At 44.9% G+C, this 12,914-nt stretch carries 13 protein-coding genes; 1 reads left to right on the top strand and 12 read right to left on the bottom strand.

What is annotated here, in order from left to right; all coding sequences use genetic code 11:
* Positions 1-5: 5 nt before the first annotated feature.
* Genes ABD734_RS06300 through ABD734_RS06280 form a run of 5 tightly spaced genes read right to left on the bottom strand, consistent with a single transcriptional unit; the run spans position 6 to position 5,241 of the window.
* Positions 6-1,730: a DNA translocase FtsK gene (locus tag ABD734_RS06300; protein WP_344702559.1), complete on the bottom strand. Its 1,725-nt coding sequence runs from the start codon at positions 1,728-1,730 to the stop codon at positions 6-8.
* Between the two features lie 11 nt (positions 1,731-1,741).
* Positions 1,742-2,332 carry a YtpR family tRNA-binding protein gene (gene ytpR / locus ABD734_RS06295; protein ID WP_344702557.1) on the bottom strand — a complete coding sequence of 197 codons (591 nt, stop codon included), beginning with the start codon at positions 2,330-2,332 and terminating at the stop codon, positions 1,742-1,744.
* On the bottom strand, positions 2,329-3,141 hold the full coding sequence (locus ABD734_RS06290; protein WP_344702555.1) for a DUF1444 domain-containing protein: 813 nt from the start codon (positions 3,139-3,141) through the stop codon (positions 2,329-2,331). Before ABD734_RS06290 ends, ytpR begins: the two co-directional genes overlap by 4 nt.
* A 28-nt stretch (positions 3,142-3,169) precedes the next feature.
* Entirely contained in the window at positions 3,170-4,159 is a 990-nt protein-coding gene (locus tag ABD734_RS06285; protein ID WP_344702553.1) for a PTS sugar transporter subunit IIC, read from the bottom strand.
* Positions 4,159-5,241 carry a M42 family metallopeptidase gene (locus ABD734_RS06280; protein WP_344702551.1) on the bottom strand — a complete coding sequence of 361 codons (1,083 nt, stop codon included), beginning with the start codon at positions 5,239-5,241 and terminating at the stop codon, positions 4,159-4,161. The genes ABD734_RS06285 and ABD734_RS06280 overlap by 1 nt, the downstream gene beginning before the upstream one ends.
* 69 nt (positions 5,242-5,310) lie before the next feature.
* On the opposite strand from ABD734_RS06280, the gene ABD734_RS06275 reads away from it, so the two are divergent.
* Positions 5,311-5,610 (top strand): hypothetical protein, encoded by a 300-nt coding sequence (locus ABD734_RS06275; RefSeq protein ID WP_344702549.1) that lies wholly within the window; start codon positions 5,311-5,313, stop codon positions 5,608-5,610.
* Between the two features lie 99 nt (positions 5,611-5,709).
* Here the strand turns inward: ABD734_RS06275 and trmB are convergent, their stop codons facing one another.
* The 7 genes from trmB to ABD734_RS06240 form a co-directional block, all read right to left on the bottom strand.
* Entirely contained in the window at positions 5,710-6,342 is a 633-nt protein-coding gene (trmB, locus tag ABD734_RS06270; protein ID WP_344702547.1) for a tRNA (guanosine(46)-N7)-methyltransferase TrmB, read from the bottom strand.
* A 38-nt stretch (positions 6,343-6,380) separates the two neighbouring features.
* Positions 6,381-7,172, bottom strand: a complete 792-nt coding sequence (locus tag ABD734_RS06265; RefSeq protein WP_344702545.1) for a phosphotransferase — start codon at positions 7,170-7,172, stop codon at positions 6,381-6,383.
* 221 nt (positions 7,173-7,393) lie between these two features.
* Positions 7,394-8,242, bottom strand: coding sequence for a D-amino-acid transaminase (gene dat / locus ABD734_RS06260; RefSeq protein WP_344702543.1), 849 nt, complete (start codon positions 8,240-8,242; stop codon positions 7,394-7,396).
* Entirely contained in the window at positions 8,232-9,653 is a 1,422-nt protein-coding gene (gene pepV, locus ABD734_RS06255; protein ID WP_344702541.1) for a dipeptidase PepV, read from the bottom strand. Before pepV ends, dat begins: the two co-directional genes overlap by 11 nt.
* Positions 9,654-9,757: 104 nt before the next feature.
* Positions 9,758-10,498 carry a hypothetical protein gene (locus ABD734_RS06250; RefSeq protein WP_344702539.1) on the bottom strand — a complete coding sequence of 247 codons (741 nt, stop codon included), beginning with the start codon at positions 10,496-10,498 and terminating at the stop codon, positions 9,758-9,760.
* 68 nt (positions 10,499-10,566) lie between these two features.
* Positions 10,567-11,259, bottom strand: coding sequence for a pseudouridine synthase (locus tag ABD734_RS06245; protein ID WP_344702537.1), 693 nt, complete (start codon positions 11,257-11,259; stop codon positions 10,567-10,569).
* A complete protein-coding gene (locus ABD734_RS06240; protein ID WP_344702535.1) occupies positions 11,260-12,894 on the bottom strand; it encodes a putative polysaccharide biosynthesis protein in 1,635 nt (544 codons plus the stop codon).
* Positions 12,895-12,914 lie beyond the last annotated feature (20 nt).

The raw sequence follows: 12,914 nt of genomic DNA, 5'->3' as shown, positions 1-12,914 counted from the left end.
TCTATTCATTTTCTCATTCCCTTGATGTGGGAAAATATCCTCTGCTTGATTTCCGGGGTCAGAACGCCTGCGTTGACTCGTACAGGCTGATTGGAAATTGGGATTTGAACCAGCATATCGTTTCCTTCTGCAAGTTCATTACTGCCATCGATCACCTTCGATTTTTCATCCTTAAACGACAGACGCGTCTGCATCTGTTGAAGCAGCTCGAATCGGATTCCAACATCACTTCTTGAATGGTTCAAGATCAAGTGCATTCCAAGCGGTTTGCCTTTTTTAAGCAGTTGGACGATTGCCCGTATCGCTTCAGGATTATTGTACTCGAACAAGTCAGATAAATCATCAATCACTACTACTATGACACTCTTTTTAGCATCATTGCTGACCCTTTGGTTATAACTGCTCAAGTTCCGCACATTCGCTCTTCTGAACTGGTTATGCCTGTCGTTCAGTTCATTGAGGGCATCTTCAAGTACCGTCTTGTCCCCAATTGACTTAGGTGTGCTGAACATGTGGGGCAAATCTTTGTAGGCGTCATAATGCGCCTTATCAGAAGCCACATGAATCCGAAACTCATCGGGGCTATGGTTCATCAGTAGGGAGACGAGTATATTGTCGATGACTGATGAGGTCTCTGCTTCATTTCCACCGTAAAGCAGGATATGTCCGGCTTTTGGCAGAAGGAAGCTGAAAATTTGATCGTCGACGGTTTTGCCCATGACGAACTTGTAATCATTTTTGCGAAGTCTAAGGCTGCTGGATGTAAAGAGTGTGGCGAAGGAAATGGGATAAGGTTCAGGTAGCATGAACTCTATCCCGATATTCGATGTGCCTGTAATCGGTGCTATTATCTTCATATCATCAAATGGTAGATATGGCAGTAGATGTTCTTTAAGCTTACCGACTACATTCAGCCTGAAATTCCGGTCCAAAGACAGTTCATAGCGGGCGGTTACACCATTCGTCTTGACATCACGCAGACGGGTCGGCACACCAATGGCCTGGAACGCTGAAACGATGACATCCCCCAGGCCTTCATCCCTCAACTCATACTGGCCATCCTTTTGCTGTCCCAGAATTTCGAGCGGCGGCAAGGTGTTTTTTGGTCCACTGCGTTTCACAGGGCGGTTAGGTGCGCTTTGTGATTTCTTTTTATCATAGGGCGTCATGATGACATTAAAAGGAGTTGATGCTTTAACCGAGTTTTGTTCATCAGCCTCTTTACCATCGTTTTCTCCAGATGAACTATAGGTCAACTTTCCAGGAGCAGTTCGCATTCCCTTCTTTTGTAGCGGGCCCTGATATTGGTTATGCTGAATTTTCGCCTTCTTTTTCTGGCGTCGTGCCCGTTCTTCGCGCTGGCGTTTCAATTCCTCGACGAGTGGAGACACATAGCCTCCATCTTTTTTTTCTTTTGCTTTTGCCTCGGATTCTTCTTTCTGATCCGGTTCGTGACCTTTTTTTGTTCCATGGATCGCAGAAGGCACTTCACGGGCTTTACTTATCGTGAACTTCGATGCACGGCGTTTCCTGGAATTATGCTCATCCAACAGAATCTTCTGTTGCTGTTGTCTGATCAGATCTTTTGAAGGTTCGTCAAAATCATCTGGGCTGCTTTCGCTACCCTTCGCCTCGTCGCCTATATCCAGCGGAAACCTGAAGTTTTCGCTGCTTGGATTTCTGTCTTCGAAATCACGACTGAATCGTCTTCTCCTTCTTCCTCTATCCACTTTCATCACCCTTATTTAACTTCAAATGGTTGTGATACTTCATAGCTGTCGTCCAACACATAAATTCCTTTGACACCATCATCCTCGAGGTTGAGTTCTTTCTTCGAACAGATCATCCCCGATGATTCCACGCCTCTTAATTTAGAAGGCTTGATATACATCCCGTCCGGCATCACTGCGCCGACTTTAGCGACCACTACAAGTTGGTCTTCACTTACGTTAGGTGCCCCGCATACTATCTGCAGCGTTTCATCACCGACGTCCACTTGACATACATTCAATTTATCAGCATCGGGATGAGCTGATTTCTGTATCACTTTTCCGACTACGAACTTTGGTGATAGATCTGGTTGGATTGTTTCCAGTCCGTCCTTCTCAAGTAGGTTATTGATTTCCTGAACAATATTTTCATCAGGCTCTATATTGACATCATCGGGCATAGTGATATGTTTTGAAGCATTGAATATATTCAATCCTATGATCCTATTCCCACTTTTAATGATTGTAACATCATCATGATACTCATAGATTGGATCATCCGCTTTTTCAAAGGTAACAAGTAGTACATCACCGACGTGTTTCCTGTTATATGTCAATTTCATTCTTCTCTACCTCTTTTATTGTTCTGTTGTTTCCCGAGTATGAATACCGGCTGCAGTTTGTCGCCATCATAGGAGAAGGACAGCGAAGTGATTGGTGTCAACCCTTCGGCGAAATACTGCATCATCATTTGTGCCATCACATCATAGCCCACATTATTTTTGACATCTGCGATTATAAGGACGTCCTGATGCGGTAAACCGACCATCATTTCACCTTCCATACTGTGGTACATTTCTCCGAGGAAGGCGTCATTCAGGATCCTGGTCGCATCATAGCCATCATTGTGGTTGATGAAATAGAAATCATTTTCCTGGATTGTATCCTTTTTGTAACTGATGGGTAATTTCTCAAGGTTTTTCCAAGCGAGTTTCTTTAAAGCTGCTTTATCGATGCCTAAGGAGTTGAGCAGTTCTTCATCAATCAGACGGTAGCTTTTCTCAAAATCGAGGGCATAATAGATATTTGTTTCATTTGTATGGTCATCTGTTATGAAAGGCAATCCACTTTTAGTTTCTTTATGGAAACTCGTTGACCTTACAACAGGATAGATGGCATTCTCATCGAGTGTCAATTCGCCTTCTTTCATTCGCTCGAGAGTTTCATCGATATAATACACCACTTCATCGACGAATTTATCATCCTTCTTTGCTTTGTCCACGGCTTTTGATAACGCAATATCCAATCCTTTGCCATTGTCAATGCGCTCCACCCTCAGCATTTCCTCTTCGCGATCAAATGCTGTCTGAAAATCATCACGCTTCTCCTTTAATTTCTCGATGATTCTGTCTCTAAGCTGAAAAATATTCATAAAAAAACCTCCACATCTGATTCTAATCTCATGTTCCCAGTTTAAGTGTCTGATCCCCTTCTTTTATCAAGCCTATACGTTTAAGCAGGATATAGAATATCAGAGTTACAACGGCTGGTAAAATAATTTGGAAGATCAGGATAAGTAACAGTACTTCCATCGTCGGCCCCATGGTTTCTATGGTCATGATCTGTCCAACAAGCCCGCTTGTGCCCATCCCGGCACCGGCAGCATTATTTTCCATCGGAAAGAATACGGTCATGATAGGGGCGATGATTGCACTCGCAAGGATTGGAGGCATAAGGATAAATGGATTCAACAATACATTAGGCACTTGGAGCATTGATGTGCCGAGGCCGATGGATAATACACCAGAAAAACCATTGTCCCGATACCCCGTCACAGCAAGACCCACCATATGACAGCAACAGCCAATGACTGCAGCTCCCGCAGCAAGTCCGCTTATATCAAGCATCAGGGCAAGGGCAGCACTCGATAATGGGGCCGTCAATGTAATGCCGAATATGACTGCTACCAGCATACCCATCACAAATGGACGCTGTTCCGTGGCAAAGACGATTACATCGCCCATGCCAGTCATGAAATCACCGATTACAGGTCCAATAAAACGCGCCACACCGTATCCGATGATAAGGGTGAAGAGCGGTGTCAATATAATATCTATTCTGGTCCTTCCAGCATATAGTCTGGCAATCTCTATAGAGGCGATGCTCGCAATATAACTACCTGCAGCCCCACCCATGTCATAGGCTGCATAACTGATCGCCACCACAGTGAAGATGACAAGAGGTGGCGCCTTCAAGCCGTATCCGATTGCGGCCCCTATGGCAGCTCCTGCCATGCTCATCGCCACAGCCCCTATCTCCCTAAAACCTGAAAGGTAAGGGATATATGTGCCGATGGTATCAATGATGAGGCCGATGATCAGTGATGAGAACAGACCGAGTGCCATAAAACTCATGCCATCTATGAACCATCTCCTAAGAAGCGTCCTCATCAGTGTCCTCTCAACTGTTCAACCTTTTGGGCGTCAATACCCTTCACAAGCTCCATCAGCATCTTCCTCGCTTCAAGATAGTCATTCCTATTGATGATTGAGTGGCTCGTGTGTATGTAACGTGCCACAATCCCAACCACTGCACTCACCACTCCATCATTGGCAACATGGATGCTGCCTGCGTCCGTGCCGCCTGGGGACTGATAGTATTGATATTTGATATCGTTCTCTTCCGCCGTGCTGATCATATAGTCGCGCATCGGTTTGGATAGGATCATTGTGCGGTCCATTATTCTCAGGAGGGTTCCCTCACCCAGTTTCCCAATGTCATCATTTTTACCCATCATATCATTCGCCGGGGAACAATCCACTACAAACGCGATGTCTGGCTGTATCATGTTGGCGCTTGCTTTTGCCCCTCTGAGCCCTACCTCTTCCTGGACATTCGCGCCGACGTATAAGTCACAATTAAGCTCAACATCCGCCAGTGCCTCGAGCGTCTCTATCGCGATCAGACAGCCGTAGCGGTTGTCCCAGGCTTTGGCGAGAAGTTTGTCCTCATTTTCCATCACTTGGAAATCCACATCTGGTACAACAGAATCTCCTGGATAGATGCCCATTTCCTCTAGTTCTTCCCGGCTATCTGCTCCGACATCAAGCAACATATCCTCGATCTTCACCATATTGCCTTTATCGTCCCTTTTTCTGAAGTGGACGGGCACGCTGCCTATAACCCCTGGAATCTCTCTGTCCCCAGAAGCCCTCACTTTAAACTTATGGCTAAGCAGTACATCATTCGACCATCCCCCAAGCGGAGTGATCTTCAATAGACCATTGTCGGTCGTTTGGGTAATCATGAAGCCCACTTCATCCATATGGCCTGCTATCATCACTTTAGGCGCATCTTTCACTTTGGATTTTTTAAGTGCAAAAATGCCTCCTAGACCATCTTGGATGATGTCATCCGCCAAAGGTGCCATTTCTTGTTTCATATAAGCGCGTACCTGATCTTCAAATCCCGGTGCGCCATGAAGTTCTGTCAATATTTTCATTCTCTCGAGAGTGTTGTCTGTGACTTTCATTACAATTCCCCTTTTCATGATCATTTGACACATAAATATGATAAAATTATTGCGATAGGAGGTCATACCATGCCATCTAGAAACATAAAGATTTCCATAGCTATTCTTCTTGCGCTGCTTCCCGCCCTTATATGGATCAGGATGAACAAAAACATCCACCCCCATGCCATCCTAGCAGAGTTACGTGCTCAATATGATGACATTACATTTATCTCACTTGACTATAGCCCTTCAAAGAAGAAGTTCCTCGGTCTCGAACGCGATGTCTACACTGGCCGTTTCCATACAGGAGAAGGAGATGCGACAAGGCGTTACCAATTTACTGCCGATGCTTATACAGGTGAAATGATGGAAGCTGTGGAACTGTAGTTCCCCAGCTTTTTTATTTTTCCATACCTTGAGAAACAATGGCGCCATTTACATTTTATCATTATTCATTGAGGAAATACACGACATAAAAAAAGCATCCTAGAAAGATGCTTTTAACCGATATATTTTATTTCCTTGAGCCGAGAACTTATTCTCATATTCAGTACGTATGTTCTCAGGAGGCTCATCAGCATGAAGATCCAGGATGACTTCTTCAAATGCCATTCCATAATTGTTCATGCTTCTCAGGCTGAACTCGAACAGATTCCTGTTATCAGTCTTGAATTCAACGTAGCCTTCCCTGTGCATTATTTTTCTATATCCATCAAGGAACCCTTCATGGGTAAGCCTTCTCTTCTCATGTCGATTTTTCGGCCACGGGTCGGAGAAATTGAGATATATCCTTTCCACTTCCTCTTCCCCGAAATATTCTTCCAGCTTACGGGCATCCAGAAGGACAAGCTTGATATTATCAAGCTCCTGTTCCTTCACCTTCTCGACTACACGGATCAGAACATTTTTGTCGAGCTCGATGCCGACGTAGTTTATTCCAGGGTTTCTTTTAGCCATTTCTATGATGAAGCTCCCCATTCCAGTACCGATTTCCATATGAATCGATTGCTTTGAAGGGAAAAACCCTTGAATATTTCCTGCATAGGACGAATCCGTATCCACGATATGCCCATGTTCGTTCAGAAAATCCATAGCCCATGGCTTATTACGCATCCTCATTATATACCACCTGTTACCGATTCTTATAAAACGTGACTCTATATGAAGCGGTCCCTCTCTATCACTTTGTTCAAAAAGATAATCCAGTCGTTCATGTCCTTAAACCGCTTATGGTCCTCATACCACTGGATCATAGTGATCGCCTGGACCAGAGTATACCACTTCATACGTTTCTTTAAATCTCTATTGAGCGGTTTACCATAACCCTCAAGCCATTCTTCCCAATCCTCCGGCTCCACATAAGTATACAGCAGCATCCCGAGGTCGATGGCCGGATCGGCTATCATCGCGCCTTCCCAGTCCACCAGATAAAGTTCATCCTGTTCAGACAGCAACCAGTTATTATGGTTGACATCCCCGTGACACACTGTGCAGAAGGATTCATCAATCTTTGGCATTTCATTCTCCAGATATTGAATGGCCGTCCGCACAGTATGATGGGCATTCACCTTAGGTGAAAGAGACGTTTGAATCTTATTGAGGAGGAGATCCGGCAACATCGGTTTCATGCCCAATTTTTTCAGCATGGTGCGGAGAGGATTGGATGAGTGTATCTTACTCATCAATAAAGCGACCCTCTCCGAGCACATTTCATCACGAGTCAGCTCCCGGCCATTCTTCCAATGCTGTGCCGTCACTACTTCGCCGGTCTCTATTCTTTTTGTCCAGACCAGCTTCGGAACGATGCCTTCAGCAGACAACGCAGCAAGGAAAGGGCTGGCATTTCGTTTCAGGAAGAGTTTCCTGCCATCCTGTTCCGCCTTATAGGCTTCACCGGAGGCACCACCGACGGGGTCTAGTGTCCAGCCGAGCTGATAGAAATGCTCCAAATTCCACACCTCTTTTCATCATCAAAGAAAAAAGCGCTAAATATTCAAGAATAAGATAGCGCAGATTTCTGTTCGTGTTATAAATTTTATAGTGTTTCTTCGGTTATTTCAAGAACTATCGTCGAACCGATTTTGATAACTGGATGTCCGGCACCTTCAAATCCATACAGTGCAAGCGTTGAAGGAATAAAAAATAATTAGAGTAATTTTTCCGTTTAACATTATTTGGACATGTTTAATTTTTGGGTCTTTTTTTGAAAGGTTTCTTGGATTCGCATCGTCATCGGACCTTTACTTCCTTCACCGATCGTCTGTCCATCCACTCTGCCTACCGCCAGCACTTCCAAAGTTGTGCTTGTAATGAATACTTCATCAGCTGCAGCGAGGTCAGCCAATGTAAAACTTTCTTCTTTTACTGGAATCTCCAATTCACCAGCTATTTCGAGTACTGAAAGTCTGGTAATGCCATTCAGTATTAAATTGTCCGCTGGATGAGTATATAAGACACCCTCCTTGACGATGAATACATTCGTTGAGGTTCCTTCCGTAACGATGCCATTGCGGTGCAATACCGCTTCTTTGGCCCCCTGCTCTACAGCACGCTGTTTTTCCAGTACATTCGGCAGCAGGTTGAGGCTTTTGATATCACACTTCAGCCAGCGGTAGTCTTCAGATGTGATGATGGCCGCTCCTTCTTTACTATGTGCGGCAGAGCCTTCAATCGTATTCATATATGCCATAACTGCAGGAGGCGTGTTAACCGGGAAAGAATGGTTTCTGCGATCTATACCTCTTGATACCTGAAGATAGATATAGCCATTGCTTATTTGGTTCTGTTGCTGCAGCCCAGCTATGATCTCCATGATTTCATTACGTTCGATCCCTTTGATCCCTATCTTTTCAATACTTCTGAAAAGCCGATCGATATGTGCTTCAAGTGTATAGAAAACGCCATTGTAAAGTCGGATGACTTCATAAACGCCGTCCCCAAAATAAAATGCTCTATCATTATAGTCAATCGAAATGTCAGAATCTTGCTTGAATTCACCGTTATAATAACTAATTTTCATTCAATTCACCCTTTATACATATTCTATGCAACGCTTCCAGATAGATTTCAGTGGCCAATAGCAGTTCTTCTATTTTCATCCGTTCATTCTTCTGATGCATAGTATCTTCCGTATCATTGAACATGGCACCATATGCAACACCCTTCTCGAGGACTCTCGCATATGTACCCCCACCTATCGTGAATGGTTCGGAATCATCTTCTACATGGTTGCGGTATGTATCTGTAAGTATTTTAACTAGAGGATCATTTTTATCCACGTAGTGGGGAGGCTGAAAGTCGACATCTTCGACAGTAAAGCCTTGTTCCATGATCTCCGCATCCAACTTTTCCACACTTGCTTCAAAATCGAGGCCTTCGGGATATCTCAGATTGACACCAAAGACGCCGCCATCGACTTCGGTATAGTTGATCATTCCGACATTGACGCTCGTCTCCCCGAGTTCCGGATGGGAGGCATCCATGCCGAGTAATGAACCATCGGTGCTGTTGGCCAGTCTTTCAGTGGCAAAACTTACGAAGCTCTCCGCATTATCATCCAGATTCAATCTCGATAGGAAGTCAAGCAGTATAAGTCCGGCGTTGACTCCTGCTTCTGGTGTAGACCCATGCGCACTTTTTCCTTGGACCCCGAGCTTCAGGAATCCGTTATCCACTTCATAATTCCCTTCTGCCTCAGTTTCGCGTAAAAAGTCTTCAAACGACTGGATCACTTCACTCATGTTCTGGAGCACTTTGAGTTTGGCTTCCGCATCTTCAGGCACCATATTATATCTCTCGCCTGAAATCAGAACCTTCAATTCGATGTTCGGCTCAGTTTCATCAACCTGAAGATTCTTTTGTACAAGATTGAATGTAGAGATGCCCTTTTCCCCATGTATAAGCGGAAATGCAGCATCCGGCGCAAACCCTGCCTCAGGCATCTCTTCTGACTTGAAATAGGCTTCTGTACATTTCCAATCGGATTCCTCATCAGTGCCGATGATTAGACGTGTCCGGTGTTTGAAGGGCAATTCTTGTTCATTGAGTATTTTCATTGCATAATAGGCAGCCATTGTCGGCCCTTTGTCGTCCTGCACGCCACGCGCGACAATTGTGCCATCCACGACTTTTGGCGTGAACGGATCGGAATCCCAGCCGCTACCCGGCGGAACTACATCAACATGCCCCAATATTCCAAACAGCGGCCCTTCCTTCCCTGCTTCGATATGTCCCGCTATCGAATCGACGGTCTTAGTCAGGAAACCATCCCTCTCACCAAGTTCCATCATGTAGTCCAATGCCTGTTTCGGTCCAGTACCGACTGGTGCACCTTCTACGGCCTCTCCCTTTACACTTTCTATCTCAAGCAACCCTTTGAGATCATTGATCAGTGCTTCACTATGCGATTCTACTAATGATTTATAATCCATCGATGACAACCCCCATAAAATATGACGCAATCTTTAGCTTAATGATAAAGAAAAGGAACCACAAAAACAAGGGGACACGTGTATATCACGCGTCCCCGTTATTATTACTTATTTTTCTTTTTTGATTGTAGACCTTCATCTGTGACGACGTGGATATTATGGTTGCCGTCCATCTCACCTTCGTCTTGTACCACATCAACATCTTCCTCGTCTTCTAGCCCTTCAATCACTTTTGCTTCATCCTTATTCAACTCACCGTGACTGACATCGTCCTGCAAATGTTCCTGCGGATGGATGCCGCCTTCTGAAATCCACTCATTGTTCATCTGTTCGTCTGTCAGCTGACCTTCTGCATCCATTCTGTCAGGTTTTGTGGAGTGTTCACCGGAAACACTACTTTTGCCCTGGCTTGCAGAAACCTTGTCACTATCATCTGAACCATCGTCTGAACTTGCTGATTCATCTTTGTTCATTCTTGATTTGGCTTTCTCCTGCGCTGACTGGGCATATCCTTTAGGATCTTCTTTAGCTTTCTCGATTTCGGATTTTGCCCGCTCCTGATATTCAGCAGCTTGTTTATTCACTTTTTCCTGTACATTTTGAGCGTAGCCTTTCGGATCTTGTTTCACCCGATCATATTCACTTTTCGCTCTTTCCTGGTATTCTCCAGCCTGTTTTGAAAGTTTGTCCTGAACATCTTGGGCATAGCTTTTAGGATCTTCTTTCACTTTATTGTATTCATTCTTCACTGCATCACGGTTTTCTTTCTTGGAAAGTTGTTTGGCAGCTACCGCCAGGCCAAGCATAGCTGCAACTTTCAGCAATCCACCTGTTTTTCTAGCCATTTAAAACACCTCTTGTCATATTATTTTGTAGTTGTCTACTGATTGATATTTACCCATTGGCATATTTGTTAAACGTTTCTCAACAAAGCAATTTCATTTTCTTTGAGTCGCCTGTATTCTCCAGGTTCTAAAGTCTTATCCATCTCCAAGACGGCAAAGGAGCTGCGCTCAAGGGCAATGACCTCATTTCCCAGGTAGCCGAACATTCTTTTCACCTGATGGAACTTGCCTTCGGTGATCGTCAACTCAACGACCTTCTCAGACAACCTATGTGCTTGAGCCGGAGCGCTCGTAAAATCTTTCAGAGGTATCCCTTCCCTGAGCAGCTCCAGGTCTTTTTCCTCCGGTACTTCTGACAATGTTGCGATATATGTCTTGGGTTGTTTTTTCTTTGGACTCAAAAGAGTGTGGGCGAGTTTGCCATCATTGGAGATCAGCAACAGACCGGTTGTATCTTTGTCGAGTCTTCCTACTGGAAAGAGTTCTTCTTTTTGCGGGTGATCGATCAGGTCGATAACAGTTGACGTGGCACCTTCTTCAGTGGAAGAAATGACACCTGAAGGTTTATTCAGCATAAAGTAGATGTACTGTTCGAGCTGGATTGTTTCTCCCTCCATCTCGACTGTATCTTCGGTTGAAACGGATGACTTCGGATCGGTTACCACTTTGCCGTTGACTGCGACATGTTTTTTTCTGATGAATCTTTTAACATCATTCCGACTGCCCACGCCGGCATTCGACAAATACTTGTCGAGTCTCATTTATAACACCTTCAATCTTTTGCGAATCTTATCTGCTCTACTTCCCAGTATTTCATCAGCCAGGCCGGTTCTGAAGGATAGTATCATATAGACTATTCCCCCCACCGGAACTGCGACGGCCATGATGATGATGGAGTTGAGTTTCTGCTCAACCTCGGTATTCAGGATGAAAATATAGTATACAACTTCGACTGCGAGAAGCATCACGAGACTGTAGACCATTATTTCCACCAGTGGTCTGAACAACGTCCTCAAGCTGAACCCACCGTGCTTTCTGATGATGTAGAAGTTGATTGCGACACCAATGCTAAGCGCTATGCCGGTGCCCATGACGGCTCCGACCGTGCCGAACTGCATTATAAGCGGAATATTGATTGCCGCCTTGATGGCAAGCATCGTCAGAACGACATAAAGCGTCAGATTCTGTCTATCGATGCCCTGAAGGATGGAGCATGTGATTGTGAATAATGAAATGACGATGCTGACCGGTGCATAGAACATCAGAATCTTAATGCCCATTTCATTATAGCTGTAGAACGAAGTATACAGTGGTGCTGCCAGGATCATCATGCCGATTGCTGCAGGTACTGCAAAGAACAGCAACATTAAAACCATCATCTTGATCTGGTGGTGTACGCCTTTCAAATTGCTCTGATGGTAGTTTTTCGTGATGAACGGCAAGATCGTAATAGCAAATGCAGAGGCAAAGGCCGTCGGAATCATGACGAGTTTGTGCGTCGTCAAGTTCAGCATGCCAAACCATGCATCATGAAACTCTTCAGGTACCCCTCCAAGGGCAAGACCATTATTATGGGTCAACTGGTCGATGAATAGAGTAAGTGGGATGCTGATGCCGACTATGATGAATGGAATACCGTATCTGATGATTTCAGAGTACATTTCCTTATATGAGAAATCATAGTCCGTCTCATCCGACTCGACCATTTTTTGGATATGAGGCTTTCTTCTGCGCCAAAAGAACCACAGTGTCGCCAGTGAACCAAGTCCCCCGATGAATGCTGCAAACACTGCAAGTTCATTGGCCGTCTGTACAGATCCACTCCAGACGTAGAGTACAAGAGAAGAACCGATGAGCAGGAAAGCGATCCTTAAGATCTGTTCGACGACTGCAGAGGCGCTTGTTGGTCCAAATGACTCGAACCCTTGGAAAATACCACGCCAAGTCGCCATGAATGGGATGATGATCACCGCAACGCCCACGACCCTGATGATGCGGGTGATATCTTCGGTAGACCAACGATGCTCACCATCACCGGCAGCAAGCGTCTGCAGTTCTGCAATATAGGGTGCCGCCATGAAAAGAATTAAAAAAGCGATGAACCCTGACGCCATCATGACGATCAGACTTGACCGGTATAACTTCTGGCTTGTGGCATACGCCCCTAATGCGTTGTATTTGGAGACGTACTTGGACACTGCCCCCGGCACTCCGGCTGCAGCAATAGACAGCATGATTGTGTAGGGCGTATACGCATAACCGTAGAGGGCAAGATTTTCTTCCCCGCCCATAATGCTGTAGAATGGTATCAGGTAAAGCATACCAAGGACTTTCGTGATGACTGTCGCGATAGTGAGCAGAAATGTTCCGCGCACCAGCTTATTTGAATCAGACATTTTATAACCCTCTTATTTTA

Source organism: Salinicoccus jeotgali, assembly GCF_039538805.1.
Lineage (GTDB): Bacteria > Bacillota > Bacilli > Staphylococcales > Salinicoccaceae > Salinicoccus > Salinicoccus jeotgali.
The sequence above is the reverse complement of the archived record's forward strand: the minus strand, read 5'-3'. Positions and strand labels throughout refer to the sequence as shown.

Bases quoted from the DNA above. Each gene is read 5' to 3' on its own strand.
- ABD734_RS06245 (WP_344702537.1), bottom strand. From the start codon at position 11,259: ATGAGACTCGACAAGTATTTGTCGAATGCCGGCGTGGGCAGTCGGAAT.
- dat (WP_344702543.1), bottom strand. From the start codon at position 8,242: ATGAAAATTAGTTATTATAACGGTGAATTCAAGCAAGATTCTGACATT.
- pepV (WP_344702541.1), bottom strand. From the start codon at position 9,653: ATGGATTATAAATCATTAGTAGAATCGCATAGTGAAGCACTGATCAAT.
- ABD734_RS06290 (WP_344702555.1), bottom strand. From the start codon at position 3,141: ATGAATATTTTTCAGCTTAGAGACAGAATCATCGAGAAATTAAAGGAG.
- ABD734_RS06280 (WP_344702551.1), bottom strand. From the start codon at position 5,241: ATGAAAGTCACAGACAACACTCTCGAGAGAATGAAAATATTGACAGAA.
- ABD734_RS06285 (WP_344702553.1), bottom strand. From the start codon at position 4,159: ATGAGGACGCTTCTTAGGAGATGGTTCATAGATGGCATGAGTTTTATG.
- ABD734_RS06275 (WP_344702549.1), top strand. From the start codon at position 5,311: ATGCCATCTAGAAACATAAAGATTTCCATAGCTATTCTTCTTGCGCTG.
- trmB (WP_344702547.1), bottom strand. From the start codon at position 6,342: ATGAGGATGCGTAATAAGCCATGGGCTATGGATTTTCTGAACGAACAT.
- ytpR (WP_344702557.1), bottom strand. From the start codon at position 2,332: ATGAAATTGACATATAACAGGAAACACGTCGGTGATGTACTACTTGTT.
- ABD734_RS06240 (WP_344702535.1), bottom strand. From the start codon at position 12,894: ATGTCTGATTCAAATAAGCTGGTGCGCGGAACATTTCTGCTCACTATC.
- ABD734_RS06250 (WP_344702539.1), bottom strand. From the start codon at position 10,498: ATGGCTAGAAAAACAGGTGGATTGCTGAAAGTTGCAGCTATGCTTGGC.